Source organism: Neorhizobium alkalisoli (assembly GCF_007829835.1).
Lineage (GTDB): Bacteria > Pseudomonadota > Alphaproteobacteria > Rhizobiales > Rhizobiaceae > Neorhizobium.
Genome location: NZ_VIWP01000010.1, coordinates 105,650 through 121,584 on the forward strand (window position 1 = coordinate 105,650; position 15,935 = coordinate 121,584).

The 15,935-nt window shown below is 58.7% G+C and carries 17 protein-coding genes and 1 pseudogene; 6 read left to right on the forward strand and 12 right to left on the reverse strand.

The features are described 5' to 3' along the window. Nucleotides 1-90: 90 nt before the first annotated feature. The 3 genes from FHW37_RS33735 to FHW37_RS27190 form a co-directional block, all read right to left on the reverse strand. Nucleotides 91-234 carry a hypothetical protein gene (locus FHW37_RS33735; RefSeq protein ID WP_186458426.1) on the reverse strand — a complete coding sequence of 48 codons (144 nt, stop codon included), beginning with the start codon at nt 232-234 and terminating at the stop codon, nt 91-93. 42 nt (nt 235-276) lie between these two features. After that, nucleotides 277-486, reverse strand: a complete 210-nt coding sequence (locus tag FHW37_RS27185; RefSeq protein WP_145642077.1) for a hypothetical protein — start codon at nt 484-486, stop codon at nt 277-279. Between the two features lie 93 nt (nt 487-579). Next, nucleotides 580-1,047, reverse strand: a complete 468-nt coding sequence (locus tag FHW37_RS27190) for a hypothetical protein (protein ID WP_145642079.1) — start codon at nt 1,045-1,047, stop codon at nt 580-582. Between the two features lie 139 nt (nt 1,048-1,186). Between FHW37_RS27190 and FHW37_RS27195 the strand changes: the two genes are divergently transcribed. Together FHW37_RS27195 and ligD are read left to right on the forward strand one after the other, a co-directional pair. After that, the gene (locus FHW37_RS27195; protein ID WP_145642081.1) at nt 1,187-1,495 is read left to right on the forward strand and encodes a hypothetical protein; all 309 of its coding nucleotides are present in this window, start codon (nt 1,187-1,189) and stop codon (nt 1,493-1,495) included. A 62-nt stretch (nt 1,496-1,557) separates the two neighbouring features. Further along, nucleotides 1,558-4,220 (forward strand): annotated as a pseudogene (gene ligD, locus FHW37_RS27200) (DNA ligase D). On the opposite strand, the gene FHW37_RS27205 reads toward ligD, so the two are convergent. The 4 genes from FHW37_RS27205 to FHW37_RS27220 are packed head-to-tail and all read right to left on the reverse strand — an operon-like array spanning nt 4,221 to nt 5,649. Continuing rightward, entirely contained in the window at nt 4,221-4,715 is a 495-nt protein-coding gene (locus FHW37_RS27205) for a cupin domain-containing protein (RefSeq protein WP_145642083.1), read from the reverse strand. A 12-nt stretch (nt 4,716-4,727) separates the two neighbouring features. Then, on the reverse strand, nt 4,728-4,955 hold the full coding sequence (locus tag FHW37_RS27210; RefSeq protein ID WP_145642085.1) for a hypothetical protein: 228 nt from the start codon (nt 4,953-4,955) through the stop codon (nt 4,728-4,730). After that, nucleotides 4,956-5,345, reverse strand: coding sequence for a GFA family protein (locus tag FHW37_RS27215; protein WP_145642087.1), 390 nt, complete (start codon nt 5,343-5,345; stop codon nt 4,956-4,958). A 58-nt stretch (nt 5,346-5,403) separates the two neighbouring features. Next, on the reverse strand, nt 5,404-5,649 hold the full coding sequence (locus FHW37_RS27220; RefSeq protein WP_145642088.1) for a hypothetical protein: 246 nt from the start codon (nt 5,647-5,649) through the stop codon (nt 5,404-5,406). 140 nt (nt 5,650-5,789) lie between these two features. Here FHW37_RS27220 and FHW37_RS34560 point away from each other — a divergent pair, with 140 nt between their 5' ends. Further along, complete coding sequence (locus FHW37_RS34560) at nt 5,790-5,915, forward strand: hypothetical protein (protein WP_281407283.1); 126 nt, start codon at nt 5,790-5,792, stop codon at nt 5,913-5,915. Between the two features lie 922 nt (nt 5,916-6,837). On the opposite strand, the gene FHW37_RS27235 is transcribed toward FHW37_RS34560, so the two are convergent. The 3 genes from FHW37_RS27235 to FHW37_RS27245 form a co-directional block, all read right to left on the reverse strand. Further along, nucleotides 6,838-7,593 (reverse strand): DUF2092 domain-containing protein, encoded by a 756-nt coding sequence (locus tag FHW37_RS27235; protein WP_432442903.1) that lies wholly within the window; start codon nt 7,591-7,593, stop codon nt 6,838-6,840. A 121-nt stretch (nt 7,594-7,714) separates the two neighbouring features. Continuing rightward, nucleotides 7,715-9,631, reverse strand: coding sequence for a mechanosensitive ion channel family protein (locus FHW37_RS27240; RefSeq protein WP_246690938.1), 1,917 nt, complete (start codon nt 9,629-9,631; stop codon nt 7,715-7,717). Between the two features lie 17 nt (nt 9,632-9,648). Next, nucleotides 9,649-10,449, reverse strand: coding sequence for a hypothetical protein (locus tag FHW37_RS27245; RefSeq protein WP_145642094.1), 801 nt, complete (start codon nt 10,447-10,449; stop codon nt 9,649-9,651). A 268-nt stretch (nt 10,450-10,717) separates the two neighbouring features. Between FHW37_RS27245 and FHW37_RS27250 the strand changes: the two genes are divergently transcribed. From FHW37_RS27250 to FHW37_RS27260, 3 genes are all read left to right on the forward strand, one after another. Further along, complete coding sequence (locus tag FHW37_RS27250; protein ID WP_246690939.1) at nt 10,718-10,912, forward strand: hypothetical protein; 195 nt, start codon at nt 10,718-10,720, stop codon at nt 10,910-10,912. A gap of 149 nt (nt 10,913-11,061) precedes the next feature. Further along, nucleotides 11,062-12,783, forward strand: coding sequence for a hypothetical protein (locus tag FHW37_RS27255; protein ID WP_145642098.1), 1,722 nt, complete (start codon nt 11,062-11,064; stop codon nt 12,781-12,783). Between the two features lie 131 nt (nt 12,784-12,914). Then, nucleotides 12,915-13,901 carry a SphA family protein gene (locus FHW37_RS27260; protein WP_145642227.1) on the forward strand — a complete coding sequence of 329 codons (987 nt, stop codon included), beginning with the start codon at nt 12,915-12,917 and terminating at the stop codon, nt 13,899-13,901. Nucleotides 13,902-13,969: 68 nt separating this feature from the next. Here FHW37_RS27260 and FHW37_RS27265 read toward each other — a convergent pair whose 3' ends face one another. Further along, nucleotides 13,970-14,962, reverse strand: coding sequence for an HAD family hydrolase (locus FHW37_RS27265; RefSeq protein ID WP_246690947.1), 993 nt, complete (start codon nt 14,960-14,962; stop codon nt 13,970-13,972). 19 nt (nt 14,963-14,981) lie between these two features. Further along, nucleotides 14,982-15,929 (reverse strand): formylglycine-generating enzyme family protein, encoded by a 948-nt coding sequence (locus FHW37_RS27270; RefSeq protein ID WP_145642102.1) that lies wholly within the window; start codon nt 15,927-15,929, stop codon nt 14,982-14,984. Between the last annotated feature and the right edge of the window lie 6 nt (nt 15,930-15,935).

Consider the following 15,935-nt stretch of genomic DNA (forward strand, 5'->3'; position numbering starts at 1 on the left):
GGTACGATGTCGTACCAAAGCCTTGCTCGTCGGAGGGTGTTGTGGCGCTCCACGTCCAACAAGCAGCGAAGGCTACCATTCGCAAAAGGCTCAAACCTCGTCCTTCGGAAGCTTGCCCTTCGAGTCACGCAGCCCGTCTTCAGCCGCTTTTCTGAGCTTCTCGCGTTCCTTGTCCGCCACCGCGGGGTCGCTGCGGGCGGCGTCGCTTGTTGGATCCGTCTTATCTTCGGTCATAGTCGTTTCCTTTTTCAGATAAAGCTGTTGGCCTTTAAGGTCCTAACGGTTGCTTGCTTCAGTGTTTTCAGCGGGATCAAAATTGATGTCCCAATCCTTTTTGGGTCCTTTTTGACCGGGCGGAATCTTATTTTCCGTCGCATCCTCCGATCCGGTAATTACAGTAGGCTTTGCACTGTGAACGCCGTTGGCATGTAAATCTGCCTGGGACGGGGCATATTGACCTTTTGCGTCGTCTTCTGGTTTGGCCATGTCTCTCTCCTTTTTGATTGTTGCTGAAAGGCGGCAGTCGGTTGCGTTTGGTGGGCATGCTTGAACGATCTCAACTCGGAAGCTGGTCGGCCATCAACGCGTCATGCCCCAGACGAACCCAATGATGGCTGCTATACCGACCGCTGACAGTGGCTTGCTGCGGACCCGCTTTTCTATGTCTGCGATAAGGTCAGAGGCTTGCGCCTTCGCAACACGCACTGTTGCCGCCCCGATCTCGCTGGCGCTCTCCCGCAGGCGGGCTACCTCTGCCTTCAGAGCTTCGAGCTCTTCCTGGGAAGAAAATGCTGATGGCTCATCAATCTCTACCGATTCCTTCGTCGACGCGAGAGCTTCATCGACGAGCGGCGCGTCCGACCTGTTGTCATCCGGCGAAAAAGCGGGCGCGGTCCCGATAGGAATGGACGTCGTTGTCGCTGAGACTGGGTCGGAAGCTGGGAACGAGCCTTTCAGACCGGCGTCGAGTTCGGATTGAGCGTCCTGAGATTGGTGAGCTTGTTCTTGTTCAAGAGCTTCGACTGCTGGGGATTTCGGCGGGGTCATTGATGTTCCTCCTGGGTTCCATCCACGAACAATTGCTGAGGCGTAAGGTTCCGTTTGTTTCAATCATCGTCGGTCAACGAAACCAGCCGCGCTTCCCCGCGTTTGTAGCTGTGATCTTAAGGAAACAGGAGAGAGCCTCATGGCCGACGATAGTACCACCACCATCCGCGCTACGTTTGACGCGCGCGAGGCGGCAGACCTTGCCGTCGAGCATCTGGTGCAGCAACACGGCATCTCGCGCCCAGACATCTTCATCCAGTCTGCCACGGATCGAAACACAACGGGTTCTAAGCCTTCCGGTGGCGACGCGTCGCACGAGGATGGCTCGCGGGATGATGGCGCGCACGAGGGAGAGATCGAGGTGTCGGGCGATATCTCCGCCAACCAGATAGCGGCTGTTCAACGCAGTCTCGGCGATGCCGGGGCGATCCGCGTGTCCGAACGCTGAATAGTTTTTGGGGCCGGCATAATGCCGGCCCCACTCGTTTGAGCTCAAGGATCAGCGAACCAATGGCCGATAACCTCTCGACGTACCGTGCCAAGCGCGACTTCAAGAAGACCGCAGAACCAAGCGGAGAAGTTGAAGTCAGATCATCGAACCGTCGGCGGTTCGTGATCCAGAAGCATGACGCCACTCGGCTGCATTACGATCTTCGCCTCGAGCTCGATGGTGTGTTCAAATCTTGGGCGGTGACCAGAGGACCATCCCTCGATCCCGGCGACAAGCGGCTGGCCGTCGAGGTCGAGGATCACCCGCTCGACTACGGCGATTTCGAAGGCACGATTCCGAAAGGCGAGTATGGTGGCGGTACGGTGATGCTGTGGGATCGCGGCTACTGGGAGCCGGGAGGCAGCAGCTCACCGGAAGACGCACTCGCCAAGGGCGACTTCAAGTTCACGCTGGAAGGAGACCGCCTGCATGGTGGTTTCGTGCTGGTTCGCATGCGCCACGACCGGGACGGCGGCAAGCGCACCAACTGGCTGCTGATCAAGCATCACGACGAATTCTCCGTCGACGAGGACGGCGCGGCCGTCCTGGAACAAACCGTGACGTCCGTTGCGTCGGCCGCACGATGGATGCGATCGCATCTGGCAAGGGACGCAAGCCGAAACCCTTCATGTTGAGCGAGGCCGTGGTCGAAGCGGACGCCGTCTGGGACAGCAGCCAGGGTCTGGCGGCCGAGGAGCGCAAGGCGGGCCGTAACATTAAGCCAAAAGCATCCAAGCAACCGACCGCGGGCGAACGCCCTTCATCGGCCATGCCGGACTTCATTGCGCCCCAGCTTTGCGAGACGCTGGATCGCCCACCCTCCGGCAAAGGCTGGATCCATGAGATCAAATTCGACGGCTACCGGATCCAGATGCGGGTGGAAAACAGCGAGGTCACGCTGAAGACCAGGAAGGGTCTAGACTGGACGAAAAAATGGCCGGCTATTGCCTCGGCAGCGTCTTCTCTTCCCGATTGCATTATCGACGGGGAGATCTGCGCGCTGGACGAAAACGGCGCACCCGATTTTGCCGCTCTTCAGGCGGCACTATCGGAAGGCAAGACGGACGCTTTGGTTTACTTCGCTTTCGATCTCCTGTTTGCCGGCGATGAGGATCTGCGCGAATTGGAGCTCACCGAGCGAAAGGACAAATTGGCGACACTGCTCTCAGATGCCGGCGATGACCCGCTCCTTCGATTCGTCGAGCATTTCGAGACCGGCGGCGATGCGGTGCTGAAGTCCGCCTGCCGTCTGTCACTGGAAGGCATCGTGTCGAAACAGGGCAAGGCGCCGTATCGATCTGGCCGCTCGCAGACCTGGGCTAAGTCGAAATGCCGTACCGGACATGAAGTCGTAATCGGCGCCTATGCCAAGACCAACGGCCGGTTCCGCTCGCTGCTTGTCGGCGTCAACCGCGGCAATCATTTCGTCTATGTCGGCCGGGTCGGTACGGGGTATGGTGCAAAGGTCCTGGAGACATTGTTGCCGAAGCTGAAGAAGGTTGAGGCCTCGAAATCGCCATTCACGGGCATCGGTGCGCCAGAGGGATCGACCGACATCGTCTGGCTCAAGCCGGAACTCGTCGCAGAAATCGAGTTCGCCGGCTGGACCGCCGATGGTCAGGTCAGGCAGGCAGCCTTCGAAGGCTTGCGGGAAGAGAAGCCGGCCGGCGAGGTCGAGGCCGAGACACCGGCATCTCCGGTCGAAAACGAGGTGCCAGATCCGGAAACCGCCAAGCCGGCCCCGAAGCGATTGCGCAAAGGAACGAAGGTGGACGTGATGGGCGTGATGATCTCCAACCCTGATAAGCCGCTTTGGCCGGATGCCGGCGACAACCAGCCGGTCACCAAGCTAGATCTTGCGCACTATCATGAGGCTGTGGGCGCTTGGTTGATCGACCACATCAAAGGTCGGCCCTGTTCGATTATCCGCACGCCGGATGGGATTGGTGGTGAGCAGTTTTTCCAGCGCCATGCCATGCCGGGGACGTCGAACCTGCTCGAACTCGTTACCGTGTTCGGCGACAAGAAGCCTTACCTGCAGATCGACAGGGTGGAGGGGCTGGCGGCCATCGCCCAGATCGGCGGCGTCGAACTTCATCCATGGAACTGTGAGCCCAACCAGCCGGAAGTCCCCGGACGGTTGGTCTTCGATCTCGATCCCGGTCCAGACGTCGGCTTTTCTACCGTCGTCGAAGCGGCGCGGGAAATCCGTGATCGCCTCGAGGACCTTGGCCTCGTCAGCTTCTGCAAGACGACGGGCGGCAAGGGCCTGCATGTCGTCACGCCCTTGGCGGTGCCGAAGGGCAAGAAAATAAGCTGGGACGAGGCGAAAGGCTTTGCCCATGACGTCTGCGAGCAGATGGCTCTCGACAACCCGGAACGCTTTCTGATCAAGATGGCCAAAAACCAGCGCAAGGGGCGAATCTTCCTCGACTATCTGCGCAACGATCGCATGGCGACTGCCGTAGCCCCCTTGTCACCGCGGGCTCGCCCTGGTGCGACAGTCTCCATGCCGCTGACATGGACGCAGGTCAGAGCCGACCTCGACCCAAAGCGGTTTACGGTGAGGACCGTGCCTGACCTTTTGAAAAAGACCGCGGCCTGGCAGGATTATTGCGACGGGCAAAGGCCGCTGGCCCAGGCCATCAAGCGGCTGGAGAAGCTGACAAAAGCTGTCGCTTGATCATGCCGTCGTCGATTCACGCCACAGTTTGGTGAGAGATCCGGATGGCCCCTGGACAGGATCAGTGTCAGGCAGGCGCAGGCCTTTGATCCTGGCAACCGTTTCCTGGGTCGCTGCCGACGTTAGGATATCGGCGTGTTGACGGGGTGGATAGGCGCCCACGACTTGAAAATCGGCGGATGATCCGAGGTTTTGATGGCCCGTTCCCGCGGGCAGGATGAGGCAGGAGCCTGCCTTCACGGCAAACTCACGGCCGCCGGGGCCGCCGATAAGTAAGGTCGCGGTGCCGGAGGCGACACCCAGCACCTCGTGGGCACCCGAATGGTAATGCTGGTAGGTGAACACGCCGTTCGTCCAGATGCCCGTCCATCCATGTCTTGCAAACAGGCGTTCGAAGCCACCATCAGGGATAGGGGCGTTATAGATAAGGACTGGAAGCTCCGGGTTGTTCGGAACCCATTCGCTGGCATCAAAAGTGAAAGGTTTGACATCCATGGAACGTGTGCCCTAGTTCGCCGGCTCATCACTTTCGTCGTTCAAAGATGGTAGAAAAGTCTCGACATCTCGCCGGTCCCGGTCGGACAATGAGGCAATTTTTGCGTTCCAGAATGCTTCGGCTTCAGGGGGATCCCCGTCCCAGTCGCGCGAGGACCCAATGTTGTCGTCAATCACCGCGACACGGCGCCCGCCAAGGCGCCTGTACTCATCGGCGAGTTCTTTTGATGCGTTTTCCATTTAGTTTCCTCCCTGTGTTCGGTCTTCGTCGAATTGTTCAGCGCCCGGCAGTGCAGGCAGCCATGGCTCACGGCGCTTGATCCAAAGCTCGTAGGTGGGCGCGAGACCGGTTGGCGCATCCTGCAGGCTTCCAAGCTTGATTTCGGCTTCCTCGGCATCACAGGCAAACAGCCGAGACCCACAGGATCGGCAGTATTGGCGCCCCGCGTATTGATGGGTCTCACCGGAGGACGTCTCAAATGCGGAAGCGGGCCAGATGCCGAAATAGGTGAATGCCGAACCGCTTTCCTGCCGGCAGTCAGTGCAATGGCAGATTCCGACACGGATCGGCATACCCTCCACACTGTATGTCACCTTGCCGCAGAGGCATCCACCTAGTCGTTTGACCATCACTGCTCTCCTTTAGGCATACTGATAACCATCTCCCCGTAGGTGTTGGTTTCGCATCTCAAGGGTCCTCGTCGATCTTCCGCTGGAGCTCGACGTCGGTCATCGCATTTTGCTGATCAAGCAGATATCGTTCGACATCTCCTCCGCAAGCTTCCTTGATTTGGGCGACCGTAAAACCTTGAGCCTCGCCGCTCACGATCAGGATTTTTGCCTGATCGCGAAACTCCGCCTTGTTCTCATGAAATCCCGGAGAGTTGATGATCTCCTGGATGAGATCATCCAGCCAGTCGTTGACGTCGGCCATCCGAATACTCCTTACATCGGATGGGATCTGGCGCGTATAAGCGTCATGGCAAGCCGGCAGATGCTTTAATCCGCTGATAAACCGACTCGTAAATCGGAATCGGGTGAAAGCACTGGCGATTTGAGGCAGGGAAAGCACGTGTGACATTGATCGCCATCGGCGCTGATCAGGCGATCGCACCCCATGGCAGCCATCCGCCGCAACCGTGCGAAAGTCATCCCGGCGCCATGCTTGCGGACAAGGACCTTCCGCTCGAGCGCGTCTGACCGTCCGCATGTCCGGCATTCGACCTTGAACATTGGCTCCTTTATCTCGAATACGACAGCCGTCAGCTAATTCGTGCAAAGTAGGACGGATCTTAATCGGCCCCACAGCAGAGACTCGTGTTCGGCCGACGGGAGTGTTTCTATTGCGACATGTCTACGCGAAAGCTCGATATAGGCAAAGGGACTAAGTCGCGGAAAAATCGAAGAATTCTGCTTATTAAGCGGAGCGCCGGTTCGAATCCTCTCAAGAGCAAGACAAGTTGAAATCCAGGTCGGAAGTAGCGGCGGACGTCTGCCCGCCGCTACTTCACCTACTTCGGATTTGCGACCGCAATGTAAACCACAGCGTGCCCGTCATAGCGGGGTTCAAACCAGTTCCCACCGCACTCGCGATATGAGACGCCGTTGACGACCACCGTGACGCATTCGGGTGGGAGCGTCGCTATAACCGTTCCGACTGCGACTACCGTCGCCGCGCCCCAAACAGCGGCGGGCCCCCAGTAGCCGGGCCAGTATGGCCCCGGAAGCGGAGGTGGCGGAGGCGGTGGGCCCGGCGGATGCGGACCAGGACCTGGCGGATGGGGGCCGGGTCCAGGTGGATGAGGCCCAGGACCGGGATGTGGGCCAGGGGTCGGAGGATGTGGATGATGTCCCGATGGGTGTGGTCCGGGGCCTGGCCGCGGCACGGGTCGCGGTGGTGCAGGATGCGGGGCGACTGCCGGATGAAACCTCGGGCCATAGTGGGAGGGAGCGTTGAACCCTCTGAACGATCCGCCGCCCGGATGGACGCCGGCATGCATTCCACCGCCCCCGAAATTCATCCGAGGCATCCGTGCGCCGTGGAAACCTCCGCGGGCTTCCGCGATCTGGGGAACTATAAGTGCGGTGGCAATGAGAGTCGAAACAAAGAAGCCGGGCTTGATCATTTTGCCGCTCCTTCTGCCAGAAACTTGATCTTCGAGGCTCCGTCAGCCGGCTTGAAGGAGAAAACGTCTTCGCCAATGGTCGCGTTTTCCGTCCACTCGAGAACAGATGTGATCCTGGGGCGTGTGAGATCATCCTTATCGACGAGCGAGATTTTTAAGGGAAGCGGCACGCCTTCGGTGGCAATCCAGACCTCGGCATCCTGGTCGACGCCGCGGTATGCCCAATGTTCAGCCTCTTTCCCGTTTACGAAGGCGTGACCGACCAGAAAGCCTTCCTTGATCAAATCGAGAGGCGCGTCGTCAGTGCCCCACGAAAACAGGTCAGCCAAGGGAAATGCCAGATTGTACTTCTGGGCAGCCTCCGAAAGCGTGTCTTTGATTGTCGGCGGTGCTGGCACTTGTGCGTAAACGTTTTGGTCAGGCGACGCGTAAACTATGGTCTTGCCATCATAGACGAGCTCACCATGGACGCTGTCTGTGGCCAAATCGATCCGCAGTCGATCTGGACGTCGGACCTCGTAGGTTGCCGTGCCACCGATCTCCAGTTTCTGATCATTGTCGAGCACGACTTCGGTCGTGGTCGTCGCGCGCAGCGAAAAGGTCTTCAGCTCCTGCAGGTGCTTACCCATGCTTTTCAGCGCTTCGACCGACGCTGGCTCTATCCGCGGTTCGGGGGGCGGGTCTTTTGCCATGGCACCTGCGACCAGCAACAGGAAAGTCGCAGTCGTGGCGGCAAGACGGTCGGCTTTCAAGGAAATCATCTGTTGCCTACCTTTCCTCCTGCTGCATGCAGGCAAACTGCAGGCTAGGCATGGATGAAACGGCCGGTGAGTACGCAACAGTAACAAGGGACGTTAATTTCGCGATCGCCTGTTAGGCGCCTGCCTCGCCTTCGGCCGATGTTCTCGACCTACGCGCCTGGATGTGGGAAGTGGACGCTGCCATCGCGTTGTTTGACCGGTCGTCTCCGTCCACCTGGACGCTTGGGGTCGCGAACGCGATGTCATTTTCTATGAACGCCTCTCGCAGCAGAAGATTGGCCCGCCTTCGAATGAACGATTGCATAGGCGAGGGACGAAGCGTCATGCCGAAGCTTAAGATCATGCCGTAATCGCCGAACTCCTCAATGCCCTTCATCTTCAATGGGTCGATAAACAGGGCCCCAAGCTCCGGGTCTTTCAGGAGATCGGCACCAATCTTCTTGGTCAGCTTGCGGGCCTTTTCGACATCGGTTTCGTAGCGGACCGAAATCCGAAATTTTACCACGCCCCAATCCCGGCTCATGTTCTCGACCGCGCCGAGCTCGCCGAACGGCACGGTGAAGACCGGACCTCGATGATGACGTAACCGGACGGAGCGAAGGCTGAAACCCTCGACTGTGCCCTTGTAGTTCTTCGCCTGGATGTATTCGCCAACGCGGAACGCATCGTCCAGCATGTAGAAGACACCGCCAATCACGTCCTTTACCAGTGTCTGCGATCCAAACCCGAGAGCGACTCCGAATATGCCGGCGCCCGCGATAAGCGGACCTATTTCTACCCCGAGCTCCGCAAGCACGGTGAGGGCGGTCACAACGATCACGACGACCGCCAAGAGGTTTTTGAATATTGGCAGCAGCGTGTGCAGCCTGGTCGACATCATTTTTGGGTCGGATCCATGGCCCTCGGCAGTCTCGGAAGGTGTAAGCCGCGCGGCGATCGCCGTCCTCGCCAGATTCCAGAGCAGATCGGCGAGGAGAAGGATGATGACGCTCTTGAGCATTCCGTAGAGCAGGGCAGCGACGATGGGATTTTGATGAATTAGCGCGTCTGCATCCGCATGCCAGGAAAATGCCAGCCATCCGACTGCTACTGCGATAATCAACGCCCGGATGCCGCGGGTGAGGAGCACCCGTCGCAGATCATCTTCTTGCCATCCGGGTCGCGCGGCTGCGAACCGATGGCTGATCAGCCGCAAAGTGGGTGGAAGCACGACAGCGTAAACGCCCAGCCAGAAGATGCCGGTGAGGCCGAGGCACCAGGCCAGCCAGATGAACACCAGGCAAAGCGACAGCGCCAGTCGGATTGCGAGCCGCGCCGGCCATGTTGCCCACGGGGCCTCGGCGGCAAGACAAAGCAGTGCCATCGACCAGAGATAGGAAATGGCATCCTGAACTGGCGCATCGACGCCCAATGCGCGCCCGGCGAAATCGGATGCGATCGCAAAAAGCACGACGGCGAGGAAGAGCTCAGCTCGTCGCCGGATCGATCTGTCTTTGACAAGAATTCCGATCGCTGTCGCGGAAAGGCGATAGGCAACGAAGGCTGAGAGATAAGACCACATGACGATCCGGCCGAGTGATGGCCAAGGGATCGCCAGAAGGATGACAGCCATAGCCGCCGCAAAAACACCGATCGGAAGTATCTGGTCCAGCGCTCCGTCGCCCTTTGACCGCCATTGAACCAGATATTCCGCGATCATCCCGAACAGGGCGATGCCCGCCATCATGGGTAGGACCGGGGCATAACCATGGGACAGCGCGTCGGCCCTGACGCGGGTTGCCGTCGACGCCAGCTCGGCAGGAATCCGCGGCATAGCGGAAATGGCGTTCTCGATTTCGGCCCGCCGGGCCGCTTCCCAATTCGTCAGACTGCGGCTCGGTTGTATAGTTTCAGCTGCATGGCTTTCGGAATCCGAAAGCCATCTCTGGACACCGGGATCGCGTAGGAGTTTGAGGAATTGTGCCACATTCAGCGGTTCATCCGTCCGAACTGGTTCTTGCGCGAAGGCTGGCGTGACGGCCAGTGTCAAGAGAAGCAGACAACACTTCATTTGCCTTGCTGCCCGACGGGAAACTGGAAGTTCAATCCGGCGAAGATTTGCCACCGAGGGGCACTACCTTCGTTCCAGACGGTATATTGCGGTTCGATGAAGGCGTTCATCGTGACACCCTTGTCGAGCTTGAACACCTTGCCGACACCAAGACCCACCGGGATATAGGCATCACCGCTTTGAAGATCGAAATTCCAGGTCGCCGATGAGCGTAGATACCATCCATCGGCCAGGTTGACATTGGCGATCGGCTGAAAGGTGAAGAGGTTCACGTCCTCGCGGCTGTTGGCCCCCGCGAAGGATGCCTGGTAAGTCACGAGACCTGCCAAAAGGCCCCAGTCCTGCGGTGCGACCACGATACCCGCCGCACCCGCCTGCCATTTTCCACTGCCGAGCGATGAGTCCGTTGCCGTGGGTAGCACCACAAGTGGCCCCACCCCGAACGTGACATCCCCCTGCTTTGGCAGGATAAAAATGTCCATCAGCGTCAGGTCACCAAGCCCCGTGATATAACCTGTCGGGACATCCGGAGATGTGGCGATTGGTAATGTGAAACGCAGGAGTTGCGGCACACCGCCGAAGTCCGATGGGACCAAGCCGCGAAGCAGAAACTGGTTTGCGTGCGGATCGCCCGGTGTGTCCTTGAAACTGGGGATGAAATAGTCCTGGAAATTGATCGTGATCTTCGGCGTGAGCGGGTTATTGGCCTCGTTGATATCCTGATGTTCCTGTGCCGATGCAAGGTTTGCCAGAAGGACCGTGGCGCCTGCCGCAAGGGTAGCTGTCGTGGCTCTCATTGTGATCTCCTGTCCTGTCGAGCAAGACACCACGACGGAAGGGATACCCGTGAGTACGCAACAGTAAATTCCGACGTTACAGTCAGGAGCGACGAGGCTCGCCTGTTACTGTTGCGTACTTCCGCTTTGGCCGAGACTTGCTAGCGTCTGGTCGTCTTAGCGCGCCAGGAGGTCGCATACTTCAATGAGTGGTGGGCATCACGGGAACTCGTCATCGAACGGCGCCTCTCAGCGAGGGTTGCTGAAACTTCTTGTCAAGTTGCCGAGCGTGCGTGGACGACTTCAGACAATCGCGGCAAAGCCGTCATCCCTCAATCATCTGTTCGAAGCCTACGATGCGGCAACCGATATGTTGGAGCGCCTCGAACGAGACAGTGCCGAAACCGGCGAGTTGATGGAGTACCGCACGATCTGCCAGGAAATCGAGACGGACGTCATTCGGTATTGTCTCGATCACATGTGATGAAACGGAACGCATGTAGGCAACAGAGTACCGCAATGTGACATTATTTCAGCTTTATTAGCGATTTCGATTGCAACCGCTTGTCATCGGCGCGATAAAAGGAGCTGTTCTACTTTGCCTTGTATCAATTCGGGCGGAGGAGAGGGGCGATGACGGCAAGTGAGTATGATGCCGCACGAACTGAAGTCGGCCTCGACGAGGCCCGGGGCGAGCTCGAACGTCTGCTTGGAGACGCCCGGTTTCATGCGACGGACCGTGCAAAACGCATTCTCAGATATATCGCCGAAAAATGCTTTGAAGGCGAACAGACTGGCGTCAAGGCATATGCCATAGCACTCGATGTGCTCAACCGCTCCGAGCGCTTTGACACAGGCTCCGACCCGATCGTGCGCATCGAGATAAGCCGCTTGCGTAGCGCGCTTGCCAACTACTATGACGCTTATGGCGCAACCCTTGAGGTCATAGTCCAGCTTCCGGTCGGGCGATATCTGGCAGTTTTCACCCGCTCGGCGGCCATTTCAGCCTCATGCGATGACCTGCGAAAACAGGAAACAGGTGAGATTGCTGAACCGGCCGCTCGGAGTGCTTTCGAAACCAGTGAAAGAGCACCGGCTTCCAGAGGTCGTCATTCCCTGAAGATCGGTGCTGCGCTCGTCATTCTGGTGGCAGCAGGATCGGCAGGCGCCCTGATTTTCAAAAACGCTCCTGCCACCACCTCTCGACCGTCGGTTTCTGTGTCAATGAGTTCGGCTGATGATGGAAAGGCGGCGGAAGCCGATAGCACCCTCAAATATTTGGTTGCGGCGCTTTCACAGTTCCGGACCCTCGACATCTCGGCCAAGCAGGTGGGACCGCGTGCAGGGAGGATCGAGACGTCCTACGAAATTCAAATGAAATATTACGCCGATGACGACAACCGCACGATCTGGTGGCAGGTCGTCGATGGCCGCGATCGCACCATCCTCAAGTCCGGGATCGACAAAGTTCAGATCGATGGCCGCAGCGAGGTCGCTGTCAGAGATGAACTCGTTTCAGCACTCGCCAAGCGCTTTGCCAGCACCCGCGGCATTATCAGTAATCTGGAAGCCCACGCGGATACCTCATCCCGGTCGTTGGGCAACGCTTGTATCCTGAGGGGCGAAATCGCTCTCGACGAAGGCGGTCGACAGGGCATCGCCGCAAGTGAACCGTGCCTCCAACGCACGCTGGTCGCACAACCGAACAATGCCGATGCGATGGCTGTTCTTTCGCGCGTGCTCGTTGCACGCACCGGTGCTGATCCTGAGAGTACAGATTTCGACTATGCAACGACGCTGGCGAACAGGGCCGTGTCGGTCGATCCCCGTTCAGACAGAGCGTACGTGGCACTGATGATGGCGCATTTCTATGCCGGGAAAACCGAAACTGCGATTGCAGCCGGCAACAAGGCACTTGCTATCAACCCGAACAATCCAGACGTGCTCGCCAAACTCGCAGGCGTTCTCTACAGCTCGGGCTTTCAGAAGGCGGCCGTCACGCTTGCCGAGGAGGCATCCAACGACGTTGAGGCAGTCCCGCGCGATGCGCGCATCGTTCTGGCGCTCGATGCATACGGTAGGGAAGACTGGTCGAACGCATCGCTTGTCTCCGAACAGATCAATTGCAGCGACTTCGTGGTCCGGGCGATCAGAGCGGCATCGCTTGGTGAGATGGCGTCGCCAGATGCAGCGAGAAGCCTGGCATTCCTCAGGCAAGCGATGCCGGACTACAAGACTGCGATGCGGACATCGATGGAGCGTCGCAGATATCCGGACGATGTGATCGCTGGTCTCGAGAAGGGGCTCGGAAAGGCCGAGGTGACCGAAAGCAAACTGGCGCTGGCCACCGATTAGACGGTGTTACATCCGTTGTAACCGTTGCGTACTTGCGACGATTGGCTCGTCTGCCATGGTCGAGCGATTGGCACGACAGGCAAAGCGGCAAAGATATGCCGACCGCCAGCAGAAGCGACGGGAAAGCTGGGATGATCTCAAGAACCACACGCTACGCAGCTCTCATTTCAGGAGCGGCTCTCTTCTCGCCAGGTCTGGCATGTGCTGCCGAGAATGGCGCAGGCTTCTATCTGCTCGGTGGCAAAGGCCCTGCCGCGGCCATCACGCCCCCGCCAGGGGTCTATTTCCAAAATGACCTCTATATCTATAGCGGTAACCTGGGTGGCGGTCGTTCGCTGCCCCGTGGTGGTCAGGTCGCGGTGGGCGTGGACGGCGATGCGGTGCTGGATGCGCCGACCTTTCTTTGGGTGTTGCCCGAAGAGGTGATGGGTGCCCATGTTGGCCTGTCCGCCACCATTCCCTTCGGCTGGATGGGGACATCGGCCGACCTGACACTGACTGGTCCGGGCGGCGGAGTTCTGGGTGGCAACGTCAAGGATACCGTCTTCACGATCGGCGACCCGCTGGTCGGTGGCATCCTTGGGTGGGAGGCCGGAAATTTCCACTGGCAGGTCGGGACGCTCATTAACATTCCGATCGGCGACTATCAGGAAGGAGAGATTTCCAACATCGCATTTCACCACTGGGGTGCGGACGTTTATGCAGGCGCGACCTGGCTCGATCCGACGGTCGGCTTCGACCTGTCCGGCGTCATCGGCATGACGTTCAATGCCGAAAACCCGTCTACCGACTATCGGACCGGTAACGAACTTCACTTCGAATGGGCGGCCGTCCAGCATTTTAATGAACAGTTCGACGCCGGCCTTGTTGGTTACGCCTACCAACAGGTGACGGGAGACAGTGGCGACGGCGCAACGCTCGGCGATTTCAAGGGCAGGGCGTTTGCCATCGGAGCGACGATCGGCTGGAATTTCAAGATGGGCGAGACGCCGGTCGCGACCCGTATCAAATATTTCCACGAGTTCGGAACGGAGAACCGGGCGCGGGGGGATTCGGTGTTCCTGACGGTGTCGATCCCTCTTTCAATTACAAAGCCGACCAATATCGCGGCGCAATAAAGGCTGATCCGGGAACGGCCTCGCTGAGAAGAGCGAGGCCGTCCTGCATTTTGATTTTCTGCAGCGAGCTAATGCTCGGACGCGTAGATCGTCTTCCAATCAGCCTTCATGTCGACCACCAGCCAGTTCCGACGTTCGGCCTCGTTGAGCGCCCTGTCGAGCTTGCCGAATGCCGACTCGCGATCGTAGGCATATTCCCGTTCGGCATCCGTATGATGAACGATCATTGCAAAACCGGGTCCCTTCGCCGCCGTCACCCAGCGAAGCATCTCCGCGTCGCCGTCGGAATTGCCGGCGACGAAGATCGGCTTGCGGCCGATGAACTTGTTGATACCCGAAGGCTTGCCGGGGCCGTCGTCGACGAAATCAATCTTCGGCAAGCGTCGCAAAACCGGGACATCGCCGACGATGGCATATTCTGTCAGGATCGTGCTGCCGACCACTTGTTCTGGAGGAATGCCGTAGGCCTTCTCGGTGATTGGTCGCATGAACTCTACGCCGCCGCCAGAGACGATGTATGTCTTGAAGCCATTGTCACGCAGATAGTCGAGAAGCTCGCGCATGGGAAGATAGCCCATCTCGTCGAAGGGTTTGCCGGTCTTGGGATGTTTTGCCGTCGCAAACCAGTCCGTGACGATCTTTGCAAACTGGTCGCTTGTCATGCCTGCGTGGGTCGACATGACGAGGTCGACAATGCCTTTCTCCCCGCCTCTCGCAATCCCCTTCAAATCGCCTGCGAGAATGCTCTTGAAGGGTTCCTTTGTCTTCCATTCCGGATGTTGTGGGGCGAGTGTCTTGACGCGGTCGAGAATGAAACCAAGCTGAACGTAATACGGTTGCTCCGGCCATAGCGTGCCGTCATTGTCGAAAACGGCGATCCTGTCTTGCGGCGCGACGAAGCCTTCACCGCCCTCTGTCGTCGTTGCCTTGACGAAATCGAGGATCCGCGTTTTTGCGGCTCCGTCGGACCACGACGGCAGGGTCTCCTGGGCAATGGCGGGAAGTACGGTTGCCACAAAAAGTGTGGCCCCGAACAGTGATGCGAAGATCGGGCGGAACATCATCATTGATTTTCTCCGTTCATTGAATGCGCTTGACGCAGCGAAATCCGACATGGCTGGTAGACGTGTCTTCCGGCTCCGCATGACGCGCGGCAGGGCGGTAACGACGGCAATAATTGGGGGCGCAAAGGTGGGAACCGCCTTTCAGCACCCTGCGGGCGATCCTGATCGTCGGTTGCCGAGGATCGAGGCTCGCTTCAGGTTCGCCTCCGCGAGGATTGCTCGGAATACAGCAGGAATGTCTGGCGGGGGCAGGGTGCTGCGTTGACCAATAGTCCTGCGTCCACTCCCAGACATTGCCGATCATGTCATGCAGGCCGAAGCCGTTGGCAGGGAACATGCCGACAGGTGTTGTCCGCTCACCATTCTTCGGCTTTGTGCTGGTGGTGGGGAAGACGCCTTGCCAGGTGTTGGCCATGGCTTTTCCGTCGGGCATGAAATCGTCGCCCCATGCGTATTCGGCGTCCATGCCAGCGCGAGCGGCAAATTCCCACTCCGCCTCTGTTGGCAAGTCTAGCCCGGCCCACTCGGCATAAGCCCGAGCATCGGAAAAGGCGACATGCACCACGGGATGGTCGAGTTTACCGCGCAGGTCGCTCAGTCCGCCGAGAGGCCGCCGCCAGGTCGCGCCGAACTTGAATGTCCACCATTGGGAGATATCGGGCCCGTTTATTGTTTTCGGCATGGTGAAGACGAGCGACCCAGCGCGCAGCATGTCTGGCCTGGCGCCCGGATAGTCAGCCCGATCCGGTACCTTTTCCGCTAACGTCACATGCCCGGTCGCCTTGACGAACGCCATAAACTGTCTGTTGGTCACCGGCGTGCGCTCGATCCAGAAGCCGTCGACCGCGACCGGATGTGCTGGAGTCTCCTCCGGATAGTGCTCGTTGGAACCCATGATGAAAGTACCACCGTCGATCCAGACAAGATCAACTGCTGCGGTCGCAGTGTCGAATGCCAGTGCCATCGCCGT

Coding starts and splice junctions, on each gene's coding strand:
- FHW37_RS27255 (WP_145642098.1), top strand. CDS start 11,062: ATGACGGCAAGTGAGTATGATGCCGCACGAACTGAAGTCGGCCTCGAC.
- FHW37_RS27265 (WP_246690947.1), bottom strand. CDS start 14,962: ATGTTCCGCCCGATCTTCGCATCACTGTTCGGGGCCACACTTTTTGTG.
- FHW37_RS27220 (WP_145642088.1), bottom strand. CDS start 5,649: ATGGCCGACGTCAACGACTGGCTGGATGATCTCATCCAGGAGATCATC.
- FHW37_RS27185 (WP_145642077.1), bottom strand. CDS start 486: ATGGCCAAACCAGAAGACGACGCAAAAGGTCAATATGCCCCGTCCCAG.
- FHW37_RS27245 (WP_145642094.1), bottom strand. CDS start 10,449: ATGAGAGCCACGACAGCTACCCTTGCGGCAGGCGCCACGGTCCTTCTG.
- FHW37_RS27190 (WP_145642079.1), bottom strand. CDS start 1,047: ATGACCCCGCCGAAATCCCCAGCAGTCGAAGCTCTTGAACAAGAACAA.
- FHW37_RS27195 (WP_145642081.1), top strand. CDS start 1,187: ATGGCCGACGATAGTACCACCACCATCCGCGCTACGTTTGACGCGCGC.
- FHW37_RS33735 (WP_186458426.1), bottom strand. CDS start 234: ATGACCGAAGATAAGACGGATCCAACAAGCGACGCCGCCCGCAGCGAC.
- FHW37_RS27260 (WP_145642227.1), top strand. CDS start 12,915: ATGATCTCAAGAACCACACGCTACGCAGCTCTCATTTCAGGAGCGGCT.
- FHW37_RS27215 (WP_145642087.1), bottom strand. CDS start 5,345: ATGGTCAAACGACTAGGTGGATGCCTCTGCGGCAAGGTGACATACAGT.
- FHW37_RS27270 (WP_145642102.1), bottom strand. CDS start 15,929: ATGGCACTGGCATTCGACACTGCGACCGCAGCAGTTGATCTTGTCTGG.
- FHW37_RS27210 (WP_145642085.1), bottom strand. CDS start 4,955: ATGGAAAACGCATCAAAAGAACTCGCCGATGAGTACAGGCGCCTTGGC.
- FHW37_RS27205 (WP_145642083.1), bottom strand. CDS start 4,715: ATGGATGTCAAACCTTTCACTTTTGATGCCAGCGAATGGGTTCCGAAC.